The sequence below is a fragment of the Clostridium sp. CCUG 7971 genome (assembly GCF_017590215.1).
Classification (GTDB): Bacteria; Bacillota; Clostridia; order Peptostreptococcales; family Peptostreptococcaceae; genus Faecalimicrobium.
This window is the reverse complement of record NZ_JAFFPK010000028.1, coordinates 1-20,834: the sequence shown is the minus strand read 5'-3', so window position 1 is coordinate 20,834 and position 20,834 is coordinate 1. Positions and strand designations below refer to the sequence as shown.

The 20,834-nt window shown below is 25.7% G+C and carries 24 protein-coding genes; 17 read left to right on the top strand and 7 right to left on the bottom strand.

What is annotated here, in order from left to right; all coding sequences use genetic code 11:
* Positions 1-311 precede the first annotated feature (311 nt).
* Together JWF52_RS04020 and JWF52_RS04015 are read left to right on the top strand one after the other, a co-directional pair.
* Complete coding sequence (locus JWF52_RS04020; protein ID WP_208332067.1) at positions 312-980, top strand: response regulator transcription factor; 669 nt, start codon at positions 312-314, stop codon at positions 978-980.
* On the top strand, positions 964-2,232 hold the full coding sequence (locus JWF52_RS04015) for a sensor histidine kinase (RefSeq protein WP_208332066.1): 1,269 nt from the start codon (positions 964-966) through the stop codon (positions 2,230-2,232). Before JWF52_RS04020 ends, JWF52_RS04015 begins: the two co-directional genes overlap by 17 nt.
* A gap of 185 nt (positions 2,233-2,417) precedes the next feature.
* Here JWF52_RS04015 and JWF52_RS04010 read toward each other — a convergent pair whose 3' ends face one another.
* Complete coding sequence (locus JWF52_RS04010; RefSeq protein WP_286183994.1) at positions 2,418-2,939, bottom strand: permease; 522 nt, start codon at positions 2,937-2,939, stop codon at positions 2,418-2,420.
* Between the two features lie 2 nt (positions 2,940-2,941).
* Positions 2,942-3,418 carry a permease gene (locus JWF52_RS04005; RefSeq protein WP_208332065.1) on the bottom strand — a complete coding sequence of 159 codons (477 nt, stop codon included), beginning with the start codon at positions 3,416-3,418 and terminating at the stop codon, positions 2,942-2,944.
* Positions 3,419-3,600: 182 nt separating this feature from the next.
* Between JWF52_RS04005 and JWF52_RS04000 the strand changes: the two genes are divergently transcribed.
* The 3 genes from JWF52_RS04000 (at position 3,601) to JWF52_RS03990 (ending at position 5,151) form a co-directional block, all read left to right on the top strand.
* Positions 3,601-3,810, top strand: coding sequence for a hypothetical protein (locus JWF52_RS04000; RefSeq protein ID WP_208332064.1), 210 nt, complete (start codon positions 3,601-3,603; stop codon positions 3,808-3,810).
* A 184-nt stretch (positions 3,811-3,994) separates the two neighbouring features.
* Positions 3,995-4,528, top strand: coding sequence for a TIGR04002 family protein (locus tag JWF52_RS03995; RefSeq protein ID WP_353654867.1), 534 nt, complete (start codon positions 3,995-3,997; stop codon positions 4,526-4,528).
* A 26-nt stretch (positions 4,529-4,554) separates the two neighbouring features.
* Positions 4,555-5,151: a TIGR04100 family radical SAM protein gene (locus JWF52_RS03990; RefSeq protein WP_208332063.1), complete on the top strand. Its 597-nt coding sequence runs from the start codon at positions 4,555-4,557 to the stop codon at positions 5,149-5,151.
* Between the two features lie 98 nt (positions 5,152-5,249).
* On the opposite strand, the gene JWF52_RS03985 is transcribed toward JWF52_RS03990, so the two are convergent.
* The 3 genes from JWF52_RS03985 to JWF52_RS19200 form a co-directional block, all read right to left on the bottom strand.
* On the bottom strand, positions 5,250-6,482 hold the full coding sequence (locus JWF52_RS03985) for an aminotransferase class I/II-fold pyridoxal phosphate-dependent enzyme (protein ID WP_208332062.1): 1,233 nt from the start codon (positions 6,480-6,482) through the stop codon (positions 5,250-5,252).
* Positions 6,483-6,711: 229 nt separating this feature from the next.
* Positions 6,712-7,644 (bottom strand): glycosyltransferase family 2 protein, encoded by a 933-nt coding sequence (locus JWF52_RS03980; protein ID WP_286183992.1) that lies wholly within the window; start codon positions 7,642-7,644, stop codon positions 6,712-6,714.
* Positions 7,645-7,679: 35 nt separating this feature from the next.
* Positions 7,680-8,072: a hypothetical protein gene (locus tag JWF52_RS19200; RefSeq protein WP_286183991.1), complete on the bottom strand. Its 393-nt coding sequence runs from the start codon at positions 8,070-8,072 to the stop codon at positions 7,680-7,682.
* 273 nt (positions 8,073-8,345) lie between these two features.
* Here JWF52_RS19200 and JWF52_RS03975 point away from each other — a divergent pair, with 273 nt between their 5' ends.
* From JWF52_RS03975 to JWF52_RS03960, 4 genes are all read left to right on the top strand, one after another.
* The gene (locus JWF52_RS03975) at positions 8,346-8,630 is read left to right on the top strand and encodes a hypothetical protein (RefSeq protein WP_208332060.1); all 285 of its coding nucleotides are present in this window, start codon (positions 8,346-8,348) and stop codon (positions 8,628-8,630) included.
* A 117-nt stretch (positions 8,631-8,747) separates the two neighbouring features.
* Positions 8,748-9,506 (top strand): alpha/beta hydrolase, encoded by a 759-nt coding sequence (locus JWF52_RS03970; protein ID WP_208332058.1) that lies wholly within the window; start codon positions 8,748-8,750, stop codon positions 9,504-9,506.
* Between the two features lie 25 nt (positions 9,507-9,531).
* On the top strand, positions 9,532-9,816 hold the full coding sequence (locus tag JWF52_RS03965) for a hypothetical protein (RefSeq protein ID WP_208332056.1): 285 nt from the start codon (positions 9,532-9,534) through the stop codon (positions 9,814-9,816).
* Positions 9,817-9,833: 17 nt separating this feature from the next.
* Positions 9,834-10,565 carry a hypothetical protein gene (locus tag JWF52_RS03960; protein ID WP_208332055.1) on the top strand — a complete coding sequence of 244 codons (732 nt, stop codon included), beginning with the start codon at positions 9,834-9,836 and terminating at the stop codon, positions 10,563-10,565.
* Between the two features lie 70 nt (positions 10,566-10,635).
* Here JWF52_RS03960 and JWF52_RS03955 read toward each other — a convergent pair whose 3' ends face one another.
* On the bottom strand, positions 10,636-11,142 hold the full coding sequence (locus JWF52_RS03955) for a nitroreductase family protein (protein WP_208332053.1): 507 nt from the start codon (positions 11,140-11,142) through the stop codon (positions 10,636-10,638).
* 183 nt (positions 11,143-11,325) lie between these two features.
* On the opposite strand from JWF52_RS03955, the gene JWF52_RS03950 reads away from it, so the two are divergent.
* The 7 genes from JWF52_RS03950 (at position 11,326) to JWF52_RS03920 (ending at position 18,305) form a co-directional block, all read left to right on the top strand.
* On the top strand, positions 11,326-12,258 hold the full coding sequence (locus JWF52_RS03950; protein WP_208332052.1) for a hypothetical protein: 933 nt from the start codon (positions 11,326-11,328) through the stop codon (positions 12,256-12,258).
* Between the two features lie 15 nt (positions 12,259-12,273).
* Positions 12,274-13,443 (top strand): galactokinase, encoded by a 1,170-nt coding sequence (locus tag JWF52_RS03945; protein WP_208332068.1) that lies wholly within the window; start codon positions 12,274-12,276, stop codon positions 13,441-13,443.
* 13 nt (positions 13,444-13,456) lie between these two features.
* Positions 13,457-14,446 (top strand): UDP-glucose 4-epimerase GalE, encoded by a 990-nt coding sequence (gene galE, locus JWF52_RS03940; RefSeq protein WP_208332051.1) that lies wholly within the window; start codon positions 13,457-13,459, stop codon positions 14,444-14,446.
* Between the two features lie 11 nt (positions 14,447-14,457).
* Positions 14,458-15,954 carry a UDP-glucose--hexose-1-phosphate uridylyltransferase gene (gene galT / locus JWF52_RS03935; protein WP_208332050.1) on the top strand — a complete coding sequence of 499 codons (1,497 nt, stop codon included), beginning with the start codon at positions 14,458-14,460 and terminating at the stop codon, positions 15,952-15,954.
* Between the two features lie 12 nt (positions 15,955-15,966).
* Positions 15,967-16,971, top strand: coding sequence for a LacI family DNA-binding transcriptional regulator (locus JWF52_RS03930; RefSeq protein ID WP_208332048.1), 1,005 nt, complete (start codon positions 15,967-15,969; stop codon positions 16,969-16,971).
* Positions 16,972-17,170: 199 nt separating this feature from the next.
* Complete coding sequence (locus JWF52_RS03925) at positions 17,171-17,770, top strand: DedA family protein (RefSeq protein WP_208332047.1); 600 nt, start codon at positions 17,171-17,173, stop codon at positions 17,768-17,770.
* A 25-nt stretch (positions 17,771-17,795) separates the two neighbouring features.
* Positions 17,796-18,305 (top strand): HD domain-containing protein, encoded by a 510-nt coding sequence (locus JWF52_RS03920; RefSeq protein WP_208332045.1) that lies wholly within the window; start codon positions 17,796-17,798, stop codon positions 18,303-18,305.
* Between the two features lie 52 nt (positions 18,306-18,357).
* On the opposite strand, the gene JWF52_RS03915 is transcribed toward JWF52_RS03920, so the two are convergent.
* A complete protein-coding gene (locus JWF52_RS03915; protein ID WP_208332043.1) occupies positions 18,358-19,557 on the bottom strand; it encodes a DEAD/DEAH box helicase in 1,200 nt (399 codons plus the stop codon).
* Between the two features lie 309 nt (positions 19,558-19,866).
* Here JWF52_RS03915 and JWF52_RS03910 point away from each other — a divergent pair, with 309 nt between their 5' ends.
* Positions 19,867-20,814: an L-lactate dehydrogenase gene (locus JWF52_RS03910; protein ID WP_208332041.1), complete on the top strand. Its 948-nt coding sequence runs from the start codon at positions 19,867-19,869 to the stop codon at positions 20,812-20,814.
* The last annotated feature ends 20 nt before the right edge of the window (positions 20,815-20,834 follow it).

The window sequence follows — 20,834 nt, the reverse complement described above, 5'->3', positions numbered from 1 at the left end:
AAGTTTGCAGCAGCTGCAATGAGTTTAAGTTCAGTTTCTGTAGTTAGTAATGCATTAAGACTTAAAAATTTTAAATCATTTAAATAAAACCCGTTTTAATCCACGTTTGGAGGAATTATTTTACTTATATCGCCATATGCTACTTAAAATTTATAAAAATCTCTATAATATTATAGAGATTTTTTTATTTTATATAATTATAAATTAAAACTTAGTGTATACTTAAATAAGTAAAGAATAAGGATTTTCATATAAAATTCACAAGAATAATATAAAATTTAGCATATAAAAACAAATAAGGAGTTGATAATATGAATGCATCTATTTTAGTAGTAGAAGATGATTCGAGTATACAGGAATTAATTGTAGAATTTTTAAGCTCGGAAGGTTATAGTGTAGATTATGCAAATGACGGGTTAGAAGGAATACAAAAATTTAAGCAAGGAAATTATGATTTAGTAATTTTAGATGTTATGATGCCAAACTTAGATGGATATTCAGTATGTAAAATGATTAGAAAATCATCTAATGTACCAATAATATTTTTAACCGCTTTAAATGATGAAACTGATCAAGTTAAAGGATTTGAATTAGAATGTGATGATTATATAACAAAGCCATTTTCATTTAATTTACTTATAAAAAGAGTAGAAGCAATTTTAAGAAGAAGTTCAAAGCCTATTAATGATAATTTTATAGTATTTGAAGATCTAAAATTAGATTTAAATACATATTCAGCTAATATTGAAGGAGAGAGTATTGAATTAACATTAAAAGAGTTTAATATACTAAAAACGCTAATAGAAAAATATCCTCAAGTTATAACTAGAGAGAATCTATTAGATAGTATATGGGGATATGATTATTATGGAGATACAAGAATAGTTGATGCACATATAAAAAATATAAGGAAAAAAATATCTTTACCATACATAAAAACTGTAAAAGGGATAGGATATACACTTGAGAAAGATATTTGATAAATGGGAAAATTTAAATATAAAGTATAAGTTATTTTCTATAACCACAATACTTTTAGTAGCGTTAGCTATAATTATATATTTAATTTTATATTTTTTATTACCATCATACTATCATAAATATAAGATAGATTTATTAGAAAGAAGTTCTAAATCCTTAGCAGAAACAGCAATTCATTACGATACAGCTTTTTTAGAGGAAAGACTTTACTATATGGGTAAAGATCAAAACTTGGCAATAATATTAAAAAATCAAAATGGAAAAATAATATATGGAAACAATGAGGTAATTTTCCTAAGATACAATAAATATATTTTAAGTAGTAAAAAAGATGAATATATGTTAACTATGCCTATATATACTAAAGACTCTATGAATCCATACACATTAGAAATAATAATGCCACTGCAACCTATAGATGAAGCTAGTGATGTAATTAGGAATCTTATGCCATATATTATTGGTGTAGCAATTTTAATAGGTATAATAGGTGCATATATATATTCTAATGTTATAACTAAACCTTTAATAGATATAATTGAAAGTGAAAGAGAAGCAGAAAATAGAAGAAAAGATTTTGTTGCTACTATATCTCATGAGCTAAAAACACCAATAACTATAATTAGTGGCCAATTAGAAGGTATGATGTATAATATAGGAAAATATAAAGATAGAGATGCATACCTTAAAAAATCATATGATTGTACACAAGAATTAAAAGAATTAGTAAATGAAATGATAGAAGTATCAAAGTGTGAAATTCTAGAAAAAGATTTAGAGTTAAGAAAAGTAAATTTAAGTGAATTACTACACAAGTTGGTTAAAAGACAATTATTTTTAATAGAAGAAAATAATATAAAAATAGATTTGAAAATTAAAGATAATGTTTTTATAGAATGCGATGAAGAAAGAATTACTAAAGCTATAAATAATATAATTAATAATGCTATAAAGTATTCTCCAAAGGGAGAAAGCCTTATAATTAGACTATATACAAAATCAAATAAAGTTAATAAGAGAAATAGTTTAAGAAAGGTATGTCTAGAAATTGAAAACACAGGGGTGAAAATAGAAGGAAAGTATTTAGGAGAGATATTTAAACCATTTTTCAGAGTAGAAAAATCCCGTTCAAGAAAAACAGGAGGAAGTGGTTTAGGGCTATATTTAGTAAGTCAAATATTTAATAGTCATGGTTTTTATCATTCACTAAAAAACAAAGAAAATGCAGTAGTATTTTATGCAGAATTTTAAGATATAAATTTCAAACACTATTCATAATAAACTCACAAAAAATTCATATAGAAAATGTATTATATAACTATAGAAAAGACTAGCTTAAAAACCATAATATAATACCCCGTTGTAATGATGGCCCTCCCTCACATCCTCATATTGAGTCATCATTACAACAAAATTTCCCCTTATAATAATCCAACTTATAGGGGGATTTTTTTATTATTTCTATTAACACAATAATCTACTATATATCCCATTATAATAACGCCAGGAATATCTATTAATAACCTAATTAATGTAAACTTATATCCTAAAGCGCCAAATTCAAATAATAAAGTTGAGAACTTAGTTACACACCAAGCATTTAAAAAGATAATAATATTAGAAAACTTAACACCTTTTTTTAGTAGTACAGCAGTAAAAGGGAAAGCTGCATACATAGGACCAGCAGCGAAAAAAGCTATTAAAAAAGATAAAAATATTCCTAAAACTCCAGAATCTTTACCCATATATTTCATAAAATATTCTCTAGGGATCCAAGCATCCATAAATCCAAGTAATATCATTACTGGAGGAAGGATAGAAAGCATTTGCAAAATACTAGATTTTACATTTTTAAAAATATTTATGCCTAAATTGTTGTTATAAAAATATATAATAATACAAATTAAAAATCCTATTAAAAAATATTTATATCGATTTAAAAGAAATTTTATATTCATTATTAAAATGCACCTCCAACGAAAAATGCAACAATAAATGCAAATAAAAAAGCAATAAGATTTCTAAAAAACGCAGCTTTTTTACCTATATATTCTGCTTCCAATGCAAATGTTAAAACACCAACCATAGTAAGTGTAGAAATCATAGCTGCAACTTGAGCATATCCTGCGCCACCTTTTAATAAAGAGTCTCCAGTTGAAAATGCAACAAAAGTTGGCATCATTGTAACTGAACCTATAATAGCTGATATTGTAGTACCTAAAATTCCTGAATCAGGGCCAATAAGATTAGAAATAGTACTTGGATTTACAATAGATAAAATTAAAGAAATAATAATTACTATAGAAAGAAACTGAGGCATTATATTTTCAAAAGATTTAAAGGAACTTTTAAGAGCTTTTTTAGTTTTATCTTTATCTTTTATAAAAGCAATAAGAAAAACTATAATACAAAGACCATACATAATATATGATGTCATAAAATCACTCCTTGTTTTATTAATATACTATACTATGATTTAGATATATAAAGAGTTAAACAAATAATTATGCGTTAATATTCAAACTATAAATTATAAATAATATATTGGGCAATATAATAATAGATACAAAAATTGTATCTATTATTATATTAAAAAGTATTAACATAGGAGGCATAGTTATGGAAAATATGAATGGTTTAAAAAGAGATGTAAAAGATACAGCTAAAAAAGCTAAGTATATGGCAAAAGAAGTTGCTGAAGATGTTAAAGATAATTTCGAAGGTGCAATGCATATCATGGAATCAAAAAAAGATGAAATGATGGATAGATTTGAACAAAAGAAATTTGCAGCACAAATAAAACAGCAAATGAAAAAAGAAAATAAATAAACTTATAAGGCGAGAAAGTTAATTTCTCGTCTTTTTTATTAAATAATACTTAGAGGATTGTACTGATACAATGATATTTTTAAAAGGAAAACATAAAATACTATATAAAATACATGGTATTAATAGTAATATAATATAAAAATATAGAATTAAATACTACAATTTAATTAGGAGGGAGAAAAATTTGAGTAGATTAAATGATAGAATAAATAATAGAAGTAAGAAAACTAGATATATGGTTACAGCCGCATTATTTGCAGCATTTATATGTTTGACTACAGCATATATACTACATATACCAATTGGGGGTAAGGGATATGTACATATAGGAGATGCATTCATATACTTAGGTGCAACATTATTGCCAATGCCATATGCAATTTTTTGTGCTGCAATAGGAGCGGCTATGGCTGATTTAATAACAGGATATGCTATATATATAATACCTACATTAATTATAAAATCAATATTAGTATTATTTTTAACATCTAAAACTAATAAAATAATAAACACAAGAAATCTATTAGGATCATTTATAGCAGGTTTTGTAGGATGGATATTATATATGATTGCAGATGGAATAATATATGGAAGTTTTACAAGTGCATTTGTGTTTTCATTAATAGGATTAGTACAGCCTATAGGAAGTTTTATAGTATTTATATTAATCGGATTAGCGCTTGATAAATTAGATATAAAGAAAAAATACTTTAACTAAAATCAATTTAATATGGGGGAATTAACATGAATATTTTATACACAATAGAAGACAGTCTTTATATAAATATAACAAATCTTTGTCCATGTAAATGTACATTTTGTATAAGAGATGAGGGCGATGAAGTAGCAAGTAGTGGAAGTTTATGGATGGATCATGAACCAAGTATAGAAGAGGTAAAGGATGCTTTTAAAAATTATAATATAGATGAATTTAAAGAAATTGTATTTTGTGGCTATGGAGAACCATTAGTTAGAATAAATGAGGTTGTTGAAATTGCCAAATTTATAAAAAATAAAAGTAACATAAAAGTAAGAGTAAATACAAATGGGCTTAGTGATTTAATTCATAAAAAAGATACTGCAATTATGTTAAGTGATGCTATAGATTCTGTATCAATAAGTTTAAATGCTCCAGATAAAAAATCATATAATGAAGTTACTAGACCAGCATTTGGAGAAAAATCTTTTGATGCAATGCTTAAATTTGCTAGTGATTGCAAAAAATACATAAAAGAAGTTAAATTTTCTGTAGTTGATAGTATACCTAAAGAACAAATAGAAAAGTCATATGATATAGCAAATAGTCTAGGGATAGAGCTAAGAGTTAGACACAAAGAATAAGTAGCTAAAATAGATACTTGGAAATTATAATTTTATAACATAAAAAATGAACTCAAATTGAGTTCATTTTTTATGTTAAGAGATATAAGATTTTATAATTAAAACTCTAAATTTAAAGAGATTAATCTTCTTTTCAATTCATCAATAACTTTAATTTCATCCTCAACTGTATCTGCATCAAAAGTAGCTGAAAATCTTAAAAATCCACCACAATCATCCCAAGAAATTGTAGATACAAGAGCCGTAGATAGGATATAAAGAGAAGCATCATCTGCATTTTCAAATATAATACCGTTTTTTACTCCTTTAGGCATAGGAACGTATACATAAAACCCACCTTTAGGTTTTTTTGCATCAAAACCAACTTCTCTTAGTGCTTTTACTAATAAATCTAGTCTTCTAGAGTATCTAATAACATTTGTATCTACTAAATTATAATTATCTAGCGCATAAGCACCAGCCAATTGAATTGCTCTAAATTGTCCTGAATCTGCGTGTGATTTCATAGTGGAATAAAGCTTGATAACCTTTTTATTTCCAACTAAGAAAGCAAGTCTCCAACCTGTCATATTAAAAGATTTAGAAAGTGAGTGAATCTCAACACAAGTATCCATTGCACCATCAACACTAAAAATACTAAATGGTTTATAATTATCATAAACTAAATTACCATATGCAGCATCGCACACAATTAAAATATTATTTTTCTTAGCAAAATCAACAACGTACTTATAAAATTCATAAGTAGCAACTTGTCCAGTGGGATTATTAGGATAATTTAGATATAACATTTTAGTTCTTTTTAATACATCGCAAGGTATATCTTCTAAAACAGGATAAAAATCATTAAATTCACAAAGTGGAAGAGTATAAACTTCTCCACCTAAAAATCTTGTATAGCTTGCTAAAGTTGGGTAGCTTGGTACAGGTACTAATGATATATCACCTGGATTTATAAAGCACATAGGTAAAATTGATAGTATAGACTTAGAACCGATACCATGCATAATATTATCAGAAATTAACCCATCTATATTATAAACATTATGCATATATCTGCAAGCGGATTCTTGAAATTCAACGATTCCATTATCAGCATAATATCTATTTTCAGGTTTTCTTGCTTCAAAATTTAAAATATCAACTATAGATTCATCAGCCATTCTATCAGGTTCTCCTACACTCATATCAATAAGATTTATATTAGGATTACTTAATTTAGCTTCTTTGGTTAATTTTTTGATTTTTTCAAACTTGTACAATTTTTTATTGCCAGTAAAAAATGATGAACCACCTAATCTGTCAGAAACTAAGCTGTCTAAAAATGCCATTACATTTCCCTCCCAAATATTTGTATACTATATCATATTTAAAATAGTAATATTTAGATACAAATTATTTGGAAAAAATAAAAAATACATAAAATTAAATGAAATTTGTTTGAATATAAAGTTAAAAATAAAACGAAGAAAAATAAACAAAAACGAAAGTAGGTTATATAATAAAAAATCTTACTAAGACTTTTTTAGTAAGATTTTAAAATTTATATCATAAAAATATTTATTTCCAAATTCTTTTCATATTAAAAAGTTCTTGAATATATCCCCATAATGAAACGGGAGACATTAATAATTGATAACCTAATAAAAAGATTATAAACGCAAAAATATTTTTCCTTACAACTAATCCTAGTTCATCAAATACTTTTTTCTTTTGATAAAAAAATAAAGTAAGAAAACTTAGTACAGTAATAGGAAGAACTAATATTAGTGCAGGTCCAACTATATAAAACTTACCAAATAAAGCTAATACGCATCCTGGAATGAAAAAGAATGTATATGAAAAATCCATATAAGGTATAAGTAAATCTATAGATGTTAGAAACTTATAATATATATTAGGCTGTTTCCAAGGCTTAACCATTCTTAATCCTTCAATCATACCTCTAGCCCATCTGGAACGTTGACGTATAAAATGAATTAATTTCGTTGGAGCATCTGTAAAAGCAATAGCAAGAGGTTCAAAATATACTCTATAATTTTTAGATAACATATTCCAAGTAAGAACTATATCTTCGCCTATAGCATCAGACCAACCACCAAGGCTTTTTACGATTGTAGTTTTATAGATACTAAATGCACCTTGAGCAACTAAAGTACCTTGAAACATTCCTTGCATACGTTTAATAGAAGATATACTTAAAAAATAATCCCACTCTTGTAATTTAGTAAGTAAGTTATCTCTGCTATTTCTAACAAGTACACTTCCGGCAACTGCTGCTATATCACTAGGTGCACTATTAACTCTAGAAACTAAGTGTTTTATAGCTTTTTTATGAAGCAATGTATCTGCATCAAGAGTGATTACATATTTACTAGTAGTATTTTTTAATCCTGTATTTAAAGCATTAAATTTACCTGGATTAGGTTCATCTATACATGATATATTCATGTTTAATTCTTTTTTTGCTCTATAGACCTCTTTTACAGTCATATCATTAGAATTGTTGTTTATAACTAACGTATTTATTATTCCATCATATTCTTGATTTTTATATATTTAAGTGTATTAAATATACCTTCTTCTTCATTGTAAGCTGCAACTAATATAGTAATTTCATCTATTGGATTTTTAACTTTAAAATTTGGTTGCCTATCTAGCAATAAACTAGAAATTAAAAATGCGTTCATAAAACCAGGAACATAAGCAATTCCACCTATTATAAATAGACCTATAAATATATTTGTTAAGAAAGATAAATCTTTAACCCATGGAATGGATAAATATATAGAAAATGATATCCATAAAATAGCACAAATTAAACTTATAAAAAACTTAGTTCTAATGGATATATACATTTTTTTCTTTTTACTTTCCCTGGGCAATACTTCTTCTATGGCTAATAATTCAGACGATGACAAATGTGTATTCCCCCTTTGTATAGATATGTTTTAAAATATAATATAAAATTATATTATACTATTATAAAATAAATTAATTGTATTTCTATACATTTCATACAAATACAATTAATTACCTTAAATGTAATAAATTAAATATATATTTAATTAATATATTTTTATTTATTTAAAATATTGATAAATCAACAAATTAATATATAATATAAGATATGATTATATATCTTGATATAGGGTAGTATAAGTATTAAGACTAATGATAAGGAGTAAAAAATTATGGGATGCTGTAATAGTGGTGGAGGTTGTTGTAGTAGTGGCAAAGGTTGTTGCAAAACTAAACAAAACCAAATAAGCCAAGAAGAATATAATGAACTAAAAGAGTACTTACAAGAAGAAATAAAGAACTATAGATTAGTTGATTACATAAATGATGAAAATGAACACTGCGTTTGTGTAGAAGTTGAGTTTGAAGAGTATGTGTTAGAACTTGAAAATATAGATAAAAATAATGTAAATTTGGATTATATCATTGATGTAATAATAAGAAATCACATAAAGTAAAACTAAAAAGATTGTAGTAAATAGTACCATATACATTAAGTATATGGTACTATTTTTATATTATCTAAAATTAATCAAAAGGATTAAGTTAAATTAAGTATATTTGGGAGTTAAAAAATGATAAAAAAATATGAACACAATTCTTTCTATAATGAAAAAAAAGATTCAGATACGATTATAATATTTATACATGGAATATTAGAAAGTCCAAATCAATTTAGACCATTTGCAAAACTTGCCTTGAGAAAAGGTTATTCTATATCGGCTATACTTTTAGACGGTCATGGTAAAAGTGGAGAAAATTTTGCAAATAGTAGTTTAAAAAAATGGGTCAAATGTGTAGATGAAGAAATACTAAAATGGAAAGAAAAATATAAAAATATTATACTAGTAGGCCATTCTATGGGAGCTACATTATCTATATTATCTTATTTAGAACATAGAGAGAGTATAAAAGCAATAGTGTCTATTTCAACACCAATGCATGTTAGAGTAAAATTAAATATTGCAATAAGTAGTTTAAAGATAGCCCTAGGTAAAATAGATGAAAAAGATATGCTTACAAACCATGCGTATAATGCTTTTAGTGTAGAGAGATGTTCATTTTTAACATATTTAAGATGGTTACCTAGATATATAGATTTATTTAATTTAATAATAAGATCAAGAAATAGTTTAAAAAAAGTTGAAGTGCCAATGTTGGTTATACATACAATGAAAGATGAACTTGTAAGTCATAGAAGTTTAAAAGTATTTGAAAAGAAATTAAATAGTCAAAATAAAATAATTTGTCTACAAAATTCAGGTCACTTTTATTATGACGAAAAAGACTTAGATTATTTATGCAATGAATTTGAGTCTTTTTTAGATAAATGACAAGCTATTAAAGAGGGAGGACATAATGTTTAAGGTTTGTGAGGAATGCAATGATGAATTAAGTTTTAAGGAAGGATATATAGTTTACATAAAAAATGGTTACTTAGGATATAGGTGTAAAAAATGCGGAAGTTTTTATGATATATATTGGCCATCTTTTTATATTTATGGACTTATATTTATAATAATCAATGTATTATCTTTTGCGTACATAGAAAACTTATATATAAAGATAATAATTTCAACAATAGGAATATGGGCTGCACCTATATTTATAAAATATAAAATAGATAAAAATTTAAAAGAATAATAAAGGGAGCATTTTTAATGAATGAAAGTAATAAAAAGATAATTAAGTGGATTGGATTAGGATTTGCAATTTTACTAATACTATTTGTATTTATGAAAATTAATAAAGAAGATAATAAAGAAAGTATAGAAACTCCAAAAGATAAAATTGAATCTAATCATAGTAATATACAAAATAAATCTCTAAAAAATACTATAGAATTTGTAAGTTCTTTATATGGTTTAGAAGTAGAGGAGCTTAAAGTCATAAATAGCCCAGTAGGTTTTAAAGGAAATGTTTTAGTTCCAAAAGAAACAGTTAATAATGGATTAAATTACATAATGGATAACATTGTAAAAAATGAAAAATTAGAAAATGTAAAAATATCATTAGGAAAAGGCACAGCGACAATTAATGTTACTTATAAAGTTAATGATAAAATAAAAACGCCAGTTGAAATGACAATCAAACCTGTAATAAATAAAAATAAAAATTTACAAATTGAAATAAAAGAAGTTAAATTTTTAGATATAAAAGTATTTAAATGGCTTGTAGATTTTAGTACTAATAAATTTATAAAGGAATGGATACCTAAAGATAATGAATTTAAAGTTGAATTTAATAATGGAAATATAATAATTGATAAAAATAATTTTAAAGGTACTACTTTTAATGATATAAGTATTAAATCCGATAATTTAAATATTAACCTTACTTTTGATTTAGAAAAAATAATGATAAATATGGAAAGTAAATATAAGAACAAATAGCTTAAATTTTATTGCTATAAAATTTAAAAGCTATGTATTGATTATATGACCAGTACATAGCTTTTTATAATTAATATTTATTTAAATGTATTTTGCTTTCATCGAATTTATCAATAAATTCGTTTTTTTCTTCATAAGAATAGCCAAGGGCAATTATACAAAATGGTACTATATGTTCAGGTAAATTTAATATTTCGCTTATATAATCCATTCTAACTTTTTTTGGAAAACATCCAATCCATCCAGCACAGACATCTTGATTTACTGCTTCTAGCAACATATTTTCCATACAAGCTGATAAGTCTAACATCCATCTACCTACTTTAAAAAACTTATTTCTATTTCCAAGTAAAACTATACAATTTTTAGTATTTTTTAATTGTTTAGCTGCATGATGAACTTTAGATAGAGAATCTAGTGTTTGTCTATCGTTTACTATTACAAACTCCCAAGGTCTAGAATCTTTAGATGAAGGAGCTTGCATACCTGATTTTATTATCTCTATAATCTTATCTTGTTCAACTTCAATCCCATTGAACTTTCTTATATTACGTCTATTTTTTATTACATCTAACATATAAGTACCCCCTTAATTAATTTATAATAATTTTATACCATAAAAATTTAAAATTAGACATAAAATAATTTAAAAATTGTTAAATTTATTTCTTTACATAGAAATAGTAATCGTTTACTATATTGGTATAGAGAAGTTTAGTAGCAAATTATTTTAAATAATTATTATGAAAAGGAGATATATATGGGGAATATAAAAACGAGCCAGATTAATTATCAAAATTTCGGAAAATGTTTACATATAAGTAATGAAATAATTGAACTTGTAGTTCCACTTGAATTAGGCCCTAGAATTATAAGATATTCATTTATTAATGAAGAAAATATGTTGTTTGAGGATATAGATAGATTAGTTACTGAAGATTTAAGTAACTACAGTGAATATACAGATAATAAATGGTACTTATATGGAGGCCATAGATTATGGATGAGCCCAGAATATATGCCAAGAAGCTATTATCCAGAAAATAGTAAAATAACTTATAAAGAAATTGAAAATGGTGTAAAAATAATTGGAAATATTGAAGAGTACAACAATATTCAAAAAATATTAAATATTGTTTTAGATAAAAATTCATCTAAGGTGAATATAAGTAATGAAATAATTAATTTAGATGAAAAAGAAAAAACTATAGCTCCATGGGCTATAACAACTCTTTGTAAAAATGGAGTTTCTATTACTCCGATAAGTAATAAAAAAACTACATTTACTCCAAACAAAGTACTTGCATACTGGCCATATACAAAAATTAACGATGAAAGAATGAGTTTTATAGATGATAGATATTTAAAGATAACTCAAGATACTAATAATTCTGATGCATTTAAAATAGGAATAAATAACATTGATAGATGGTCAGCTCATATAGTAGAGGAAAATGTTTTTTTAAAAACTTTTGATGATATATATACAGAAGTCTCAGATTACTCTGATTATGGAGCAAACTTTGAGATATATACAAAAGAGCTATTTTTAGAGTTAGAAAGTTTAGGAAAATTAAAAACCATATCTAAGGGTGAAAAAGTAGTCTTAAATGAAAATTGGTATTTAGTTAAAAGTGATAACAATAATCTAGTAGAAAAGGTAGAAGAACAAATAAAAAATATAGAAATTTAAATATATCAGGGGGGAATAGATATGTTAGATAAATTAAAGGTTGATTTTAAGAATATATTTGAAAAAGAGTGTGAGGATTTATTTTTTTCACCGGGAAGGGTTAATTTAATAGGAGAACATACTGATTATAATGGAGGACATGTATTTCCTTGTGCATTATCTTTTGGAACCTATGGAGTAAGCAGTAAAAGAGATGATAAAAAAATTAGAATGTATTCTTTAAACTTTGAAAATATTGGAGTTGTAGAATTCGATTTAGATAATATTGTTTATGATGAAATAGATGATTGGGTAAATTATCCAAAAGGGGTAGTTAAAGTACTGAAAAATAATGGATATGATATAGATTGCGGACTGGATATATTAGTATATGGAAATATACCAAATGGTGCAGGTCTTTCATCATCAGCTTCACTTGAACTTTTAATGGGAGAAATATGTAAGTACTACAATAACTTAAATATAGATATGATAGACATTGTTAAACTATGCCAAGAAGCAGAAAATAAGTTCATAGGTGTTAATTGTGGTATAATGGATCAATTTGCTATAGGTATGGGTAAAGATAAGTGTGCAATACTACTTGATTGCAATAACTTAAACTATAGATATAGTCAGATAAATATGGATGGGTACTCAATAGTAATAGGAAATACTAATAAAAGAAGAGGATTGGCAGATTCTAAATATAATGAAAGAAGAGCTGAATGTGAAAGAGCACTTAAAAATCTTAAATCTAAATTAAATATAAATTCATTAGGTGAATTAAGTGAAGAAGAATTCGAAGCTAATAAGAGTTTAATAGAAAATGAAATAGACAGAAAAAGAGCCAAGCATGCAGTATATGAAAACCAAAGAACTTTAAAAGCAGTTAAAGCACTAGAAGAAAATAATTTAGCTTTATTCGGTCAATTAATGGTTAGTTCTCATGTTTCATTAAGAGATGATTATGAAGTAACAGGAAAAGAACTTGATACATTAGTAAGCTTAGCTCTTAAGCAAGAAGGAATAATAGGTTCTCGTATGACTGGAGCTGGATTTGGTGGATGTACAGTAAGTATAGTTCAAGATGAATGTGTTGGAGATTTTATAGAAAATATATCAAAAGAATATGAAAAAGAAATAGGATATGCACCAACATTTTATGTTGCGAATATATCAAATGGAACTAGAAAAATAGGGTAAAGGGGGATAAAAGATGTCAATATTAGTATTAGGTGGAGCAGGATATATAGGAAGTCACACATCACATCAACTTATAAAAAACGGTGAAGACGTAATAATAGTTGATAACTTACAAACAGGTCATATGGATGCACTTCATAAAGATGCAAAATTCTATAAAGGGGATATAAGAGATAGAGAATTTTTAGATAAGGTGTTTAGTGAAAATAATATAGAGGCAGTAATACACTTTGCAGCAAACTCTTTAGTTGGAGTAAGTATGACAGAGCCTTTAACATATTATGATAATAATGTTTACGGAACTCAAGTAGTTCTTGAAACTATGGTAAAGTATAATGTAGATAAAATAGTATTTTCATCAACAGCAGCGGTATATGGTGAGCCAAAACAAATACCAATACTTGAGGATGATGAAACTAACCCAACAAATACATATGGTGAAACTAAGCTAGCTATGGAAAAAATGATGAAATGGACAAATAAATCTTATGGTACTAGATATGTATCACTTAGGTATTTTAATGTAGCAGGTGCAATAGATGGAGGATATATAGGAGAAGATCATACTCCAGAGACTCATCTAATACCACTTATACTTCAAGTACCACTTAAAAAGAGAGAGTACATAACAGTATTCGGTGAAGATTATGATACTCATGATGGTAGCTGTATAAGAGACTATATACATGTAATAGATTTAGCTGATGCACATATAAAGGCACTTAATTATTTAAGAGAAGGAAATGAAAGTAATATATTTAATTTAGGCAGTGGTAATGGATTTACTGTAAAAGAAATGATAGATGCAGCGAAGGAAGCTACTAAAGAAGAAATAAAAGTAGTAATTGGAGAAAGACGTGCTGGAGATCCTGCAAAACTTGTTGCATCTAGCCAAAAGGCAAAAGATATTTTAGGATGGACACCAAAATTTGATGATGTTAAGAAAATGATAGGAGATGCTTGGAATTGGCATAAAAGTCATCCAAATGGGTTTGAAAAATAGGGGGATAAATTATGAACATAAATTATGAGATAAATAGACTTATAAATTTTGGTATTCAAAAGAATTTAATAGATAAGTTAGATGCAGTATATGTATCTAACTTAATACTAGAATTATTAAACTTAGATGAGTTTGAAGAAGTTTATATTAATGAATTTTTAGATACTGCAACTCCAATACTAGAAAATATTTTAGATTATGCAGTTGAAAAAAGCATGATAGAAGATACAACAGCACAAAGAGATTTATTTGATACTAAATTAATGAATATGTTAATGCCAAGACCATCAGAAGTTATAAAAACTTTCAATAAAAAATATAAAAGTGATAAAAAAGAAGCCACATATTATTACTACAATCTAAGTATTGCCTCAAACTACATAAGAAAAGATAGAACAGATAAAAATATAGTATGGAAAACATCTACAGAATATGGTAATTTAGATTTAACTATAAATTTGTCAAAACCAGAAAAAGACCCAAGGGATATAGCAAAAGCTAAACTTATGAAATCAACTTCATATCCAAAATGTTTATTATGCAAAGAAAATGAAGGTTTCAGTGGAAATATAAATCATCCAGCTAGGCAAAATCATAGAATAATACCTATGGAATTTGCAGGGGAAAATTGGTTTTTACAATACTCACCTTATGTTTATTATAACGAACATTGCATAATACTTAATGATAAACATACTCCTATGAAGATATGTAAAAAAACATTTGAAAATTTATTAGGATTTGTAGATAAATTACCTCATTATTTTGCAGGATCTAATGCAGACTTACCAATAGTTGGTGGATCTATACTTTCTCATGACCATTACCAAGGAGGTAATTATACTTTTGCAATGGAAACTGCATCGATTGAAGAAAGTTTTGAAATAAAAGGATTTGGAAATACAAAACTATCTCGTGTAAAATGGCCTATGTCTGTAATTAGACTAGGTGGTAATTGTAAAGAAGAAATTATAGATTTAGCAGACTATATATTAAATGCATGGAGAACTTACTCTGATTTAGATGTAGACATAATTTGTGAAAGTAATGGTGAACATCACAACACGATAACTCCAATAGCTAGAAAAAATGGAAGTTTATATGAATTAGATTTAGTTCTTAGAAATAATAGAACAAGTGAAAGACATCCTCTAGGAATATTCCACCCACATAGTGAAGTTCATCATATAAAGAAAGAAAATATAGGACTTATCGAAGTTATGGGATTAGCGGTACTTCCAGCAAGACTTAAAGATGAACTAAGTGAAATATCTAAACTTTTAATTGAAGGTGTTAGTGATATAAATAATAATGAAGAATTAAAACATCACGCCAATTGGTACAAATATATATTAAAAGAATATAAAAATATAACGAAAGATAATGTAGATAAAATAGTTAAAGATGAAGTTGGTAAAAAATTTGCACAAGTTTTAGAACATGCGGGAGTATTTAAAAGGGATGAAAAAGGTATAAAGGCATTTAATAAATTTATAAAAATATTGTAAGGATAAGATAATATGAAAAATACTATAGTAGATGTGGCAAAAGCTGCCAATGTTTCTGTTGCAACTGTATCTAGGGTAATAAACGGAAATTATCCAGTAAAACAAGAAACAAAAGAAACAGTATTAAAAGTAATAGAAGAACTTAATTATACACCAAATACTCAAGCTAGAGATCTTATAAAGCAGCAATCAAGCACTATAGGTGTAGTAGTCCCAAGTATAAGCAATATGTTTTTTACAGATGTTGTAAATGGAATAGAAAGCTATTTCGATAACTCGAAGTATTCAATATTTTTATGTACAACAAATCATGATAAAGAAAAAGAAATTACAAGAGTAAATGAACTTATGGCAAGAAATGTAGCAGGTATAATATTAGTTGACCCGAATGTAGAAAATTCTAAGTCAAATTTTTTTGACAATATAGCTAAAAATATTCCTATAGTATCTGTAAATGGAAATATAAATAGTCAATACATTTCATCAGTATCTAATGATGAAGAAAATGGAGCAAAAGCAGCTATAAGTCATTTAATAGAAAATAATCATAAGGATATACTTTTTATAAGAGGGGAAAATAGTTATTCTTATGACGTAAAAGAAAAAGCATATAAAGAAATTATGAGTGAAATTTCAAATTTTAAAAAAGAATATATAATAAATATTGGTCAAGGAAATGGTAGAGAAACTGTAAACAAGACTATGGAAGAAGCTATAAAAATATTAAGTAAAAATAAAGAAATAAGTGCAGTATTTGCTTGCAATGATCTTATGGGTATCGGGATAATAAATGCATGTAAAAAGCTTAATAAAAAAATTCCAAGTGAATTATCAGTAATTGGATATGATAATATAGAACTTAGTGAAATGGTAGAACCAAAGCTAAGTACAGTTGACCAGAATATGTTTTTGCTAGGAAAAAATGCAGGAATGCTTCTTAGTGAAAAAATAGAAAATAATAATAAGTATAGTAAAAGAACTATATTAAATAATAAGTTAATTATAAGAAATACATAAAAAGATGCACTTTAGTGTATCTTTTTATTTTTTTAATAAGATGATAAAATAGTAAATATTATAGAACTTATAACAGTAATATATTTAAAAATATCCTTATTTTATATATAATGAAATTATAAAGATAAATTATAAAATATAAATCGAGTAAAATATATTAATATTAGGAAGGAATTTATTATAATAAGGGAATAAAAATATGGATATAAACAATTTAGTGCAAAATTTCATTGAAGAATATGGATTAATAAGTATATTTATTATTGTTATGTTAGAATATGCAAATCTACCATTGCCTAGTGAGGTTGTTTTACCATTTGTAGGGATAATGGTATCTAAAGGTAATATAGGATTTGAAATTGCTGTAATAATATCTATAATAGGAGGGTTAGTTGGTAGTATTACAAATTATTTATTAGGATTGTATTTTGGAAAATCAGTAATAAAATATTTACTAGAAAATCATCCAAAAACGAAAGAATCTATTAAATCATCTACATGGTGGATAAAAAAATATGGAAAATTATCAGTTATGCTTGCAAGAGTAGTTCCATTAGCTAGAACATTTATTTCTATACCTGCTGGTATGACCAAAATGAGTATAGGATCATTTCTATTATATTCATCAATTGGTATAAGCATATGGAATATTGTACTTATATATTTAGGCTATGTGTTAGGAGGAAACTTATACCAGATAACACATATAATGAAAAATTATTCAATAATAATGCTTATTTTGATGGCAATAGGAATAGCTACTTATTATATGGTAAAAAAGAATAGACATAAAAGATAAATTCATAAAAATTTAGGAGAAAAGCATGATACCTAAAAGAGTAAAACAATTTTATATGAATGTAACAGATGTTATGAAAAATGAAGACTATAATTACGTTACTGAAATATTAAATAAAGAAGAATTAAGTTTATTTACAAAACTATTAAAATCCGAACAAAAACATTGTGTTAGAATAGCAAAAGAAATTGAATATATTATAGATAATAAAGAAATTAATAATATTGAGATTATAGATAATAAAGAAAGATTAAAAAAAGCTGCATTGCTTCATGATATAGGCAAAACTAGAAAGAAATTAAATGTAATTGACAAATCTATAATTGTAATATTAAATAATCTAACAAAAGGTGAATTAATTAAATTAGAAAAATCAAAAAAAATTCAATGCTATTATAGACATAGTGAATATAGCTATGAAATATTAAAGGATATGATTGATGATAAACTAATATTAGATGTAGCAAGAAATCACCATAAAGATAACAATAATGATATAGTAAGTTTCTTTAAAACAATAGACGATAAAAATTAAAGATAAATAAATTATAAAAAGAGATATCTACATAGATATCTCTTTTTATAATTTATTTATCATTTAAATTAACATTAGATTTATTTTTAGGCTTATCTTTCTTTTTATCAAAAGTAGCAGGAACTAATTTACCTTCTTTTAAATCCATTGGTTTAATATCTATCTTAAAGTTTCTCTTGTAGTCTCTAACTGTAGATAAATTTTGATTTGTAACTATAGATATTGTATCCCCTTTTCTATTTCCTCTAGCAGTTCTACCAGATCTATGGATATATTCATTTTTACTAGCAGGGAAGTCTAAGTTAAATACATGAGTTATATCAACTATATCTAATCCTCTAGCAGATAAATCTGTAGAAACTAATACTTTAGATTTACCTATTTTAAATGAGTTTAGAGCATTCTTTCTATCTTCTTTAGTCATTCTACCGAATATACCAACTGCCTTATAGTTATGGTGGTTTAATTTAGAAGTTATATTTTCTATACTATCTTCATCATTAACAAATACGATAGCTCTCTTTGGAGCAGTAGCAGCTAATGCTTTTCTAAGTAAATTAAATTTATCTCTTCTATCTCCATATAAATACATATGGTTTATATTAGAATTTATAGGAAGCTCTTGATTTGTTTTTAAAATTTCAGGTTCTTTCATTAATGAATTACAAATATCTATTGTATTTTCATTTAAACTAGCAGAGAATCCTAAAAGCTGTCTATCTCTTAAAGTAGTTTTTACTATATCCTTAACAACAGATGTATTGCTTCCACTAAGTAAGCTATCAACCTCATCTAAAACTATTGTTTTTATTGTATGTGCCTTTAATTTTTTCTGTTTTATTAAATCTAAAACTCTACCACAAGTTCCAACAACTATATGTGGTTTTATAGATTTTATATTTTTTATTTGTTTTTGTATATTTACCTCGCCTATTATAGTAAAAGATGTTACATCGACATTTGAGTTTGTTGCAAGTAACTTTGCTTGTTCAGCTATTTGCATAACCAATTCATGAGTAGGCGCAAGAACTAATACTTGAGTTTCTCTCTTTGTAGTATCTATTTTTTCAAACATAGGTAGTAAATAAGCTAAAGTTTTTCCACTTCCTGTTTGTGCATTTATTAATAAATCTTTATTTTCTAATATTTTTTCTATACTAAGCCCTTGAACTTCAGTTGGAGAAGTTATATTTTGCTTTTTTAGTCCATCGATTAAATTGTTACTTAAGTTTAAATCTTTAAATGTAGTCATTTTTTACTCCTTTATTGTTTTTTCCATATCTAATTATACACTTATTACAAGAAAATTTATACATAACAATATAAAAAGTTGTAACAAAAATAATTTAATAAGAATAAATTGAAATTATATTTAAATTATAATGTATTTTTTATACAGGAAATGTAATTATTTGGATTAAAAGTGTTTAATAAGGGTATTATATTAATAAATAATTAACAATTTATAAAAAAATATGACAAAAAATGATTTATATTAATAAATAGAGTTAGATATGGAAAAATTATTTAAAATAAAGAGTTAATGAGGAGAGTAAAAATCATGAAGAAAAATAAAGTAGTTATAGTTGGGACAGGTATGGTAGGTATGAGCTATGCATACTCGATGGTAAATCAAGGAACTTGCGAAGAATTAGTTTTGATAGATTTAGATAAAAAACGTGCACAAGGGGAAGCCATAGATTTAAATCACGGTCTTAGTTTTGCTCCAAGAAAAATGAAAATATATGCAGGGGATTATAGTGATTGTAAAGATGCATATATAATATGTATAACAGCAGGTGCTATACAAAATGAAGATGAAACTAGACTGGATTTATTACAAAAAAATACTAAAATAATGGAATCTATAATAGGTGAAATAAAAAAATCTGGATTTGAAGGAATACTATTAATAGCAACAAATCCAGTTGATATAATGACTTATGTAGCTCAAAAATTATCAGGATATGAAAAATCAAAAGTAATAGGATCAGGAACTACTCTAGATTCAGCAAGGCTTAGATATACATTAGGGGAAAGATTAGATGTAAATCCAAAAGATATAAATGCATTTGTAATGGGAGAACATGGAGATTCACAGTTTGTAGCATGGAGTTATGCACTATGTGGTGTTCAACCAATATATCAAATAGCATCTAGAAATGATAGTAAAATAGATTTTGATGATTTAGAAGAAATAGAAGATGAAGTTAGAAATATTGCTTATAAAATAATAGAATGTAAAAAATCAACATATTATGGAATAGGTATGGCTTTAACTAAAATAACTACTGCAATACTTGAAAATGAAAATAGTATTTTAACAGTATCATCTTATTTAGAAGGTCACTATGGACATGAAGATGTTTATATATCAGTACCAAGTATAGTAAATAAAGATGGTGTTAGAGAGGTTATTCATTTACCACTTGAAAAAACAGAAAAAGAAAAATTAGATAATTCTATATCTATAATGAAGGAAAATATAGAAAAATTAGATTTAAAATAGATTAATAAAAAATAAATAAA

Bases quoted from the DNA above. Each gene is read 5' to 3' on its own strand.
- JWF52_RS04020 (WP_208332067.1), top strand. From the start codon at position 312: ATGAATGCATCTATTTTAGTAGTAGAAGATGATTCGAGTATACAGGAA.
- JWF52_RS04010 (WP_286183994.1), bottom strand. From the start codon at position 2,939: ATGAATATAAAATTTCTTTTAAATCGATATAAATATTTTTTAATAGGA.
- JWF52_RS04005 (WP_208332065.1), bottom strand. From the start codon at position 3,418: ATGACATCATATATTATGTATGGTCTTTGTATTATAGTTTTTCTTATT.
- JWF52_RS04000 (WP_208332064.1), top strand. From the start codon at position 3,601: ATGGAAAATATGAATGGTTTAAAAAGAGATGTAAAAGATACAGCTAAA.
- JWF52_RS03990 (WP_208332063.1), top strand. From the start codon at position 4,555: ATGAATATTTTATACACAATAGAAGACAGTCTTTATATAAATATAACA.
- JWF52_RS03985 (WP_208332062.1), bottom strand. From the start codon at position 6,482: ATGGCATTTTTAGACAGCTTAGTTTCTGACAGATTAGGTGGTTCATCA.
- JWF52_RS03980 (WP_286183992.1), bottom strand. From the start codon at position 7,644: ATGACTGTAAAAGAGGTCTATAGAGCAAAAAAAGAATTAAACATGAAT.
- JWF52_RS03975 (WP_208332060.1), top strand. From the start codon at position 8,346: ATGGGATGCTGTAATAGTGGTGGAGGTTGTTGTAGTAGTGGCAAAGGT.
- JWF52_RS03970 (WP_208332058.1), top strand. From the start codon at position 8,748: ATGATAAAAAAATATGAACACAATTCTTTCTATAATGAAAAAAAAGAT.
- JWF52_RS03965 (WP_208332056.1), top strand. From the start codon at position 9,532: ATGTTTAAGGTTTGTGAGGAATGCAATGATGAATTAAGTTTTAAGGAA.
- JWF52_RS03960 (WP_208332055.1), top strand. From the start codon at position 9,834: ATGAATGAAAGTAATAAAAAGATAATTAAGTGGATTGGATTAGGATTT.
- JWF52_RS03955 (WP_208332053.1), bottom strand. From the start codon at position 11,142: ATGTTAGATGTAATAAAAAATAGACGTAATATAAGAAAGTTCAATGGG.
- JWF52_RS03950 (WP_208332052.1), top strand. From the start codon at position 11,326: ATGGGGAATATAAAAACGAGCCAGATTAATTATCAAAATTTCGGAAAA.
- galE (WP_208332051.1), top strand. From the start codon at position 13,457: ATGTCAATATTAGTATTAGGTGGAGCAGGATATATAGGAAGTCACACA.
- galT (WP_208332050.1), top strand. From the start codon at position 14,458: ATGAACATAAATTATGAGATAAATAGACTTATAAATTTTGGTATTCAA.
- JWF52_RS03930 (WP_208332048.1), top strand. From the start codon at position 15,967: ATGAAAAATACTATAGTAGATGTGGCAAAAGCTGCCAATGTTTCTGTT.
- JWF52_RS03925 (WP_208332047.1), top strand. From the start codon at position 17,171: ATGGATATAAACAATTTAGTGCAAAATTTCATTGAAGAATATGGATTA.
- JWF52_RS03920 (WP_208332045.1), top strand. From the start codon at position 17,796: ATGATACCTAAAAGAGTAAAACAATTTTATATGAATGTAACAGATGTT.
- JWF52_RS03915 (WP_208332043.1), bottom strand. From the start codon at position 19,557: ATGACTACATTTAAAGATTTAAACTTAAGTAACAATTTAATCGATGGA.
- JWF52_RS03910 (WP_208332041.1), top strand. From the start codon at position 19,867: ATGAAGAAAAATAAAGTAGTTATAGTTGGGACAGGTATGGTAGGTATG.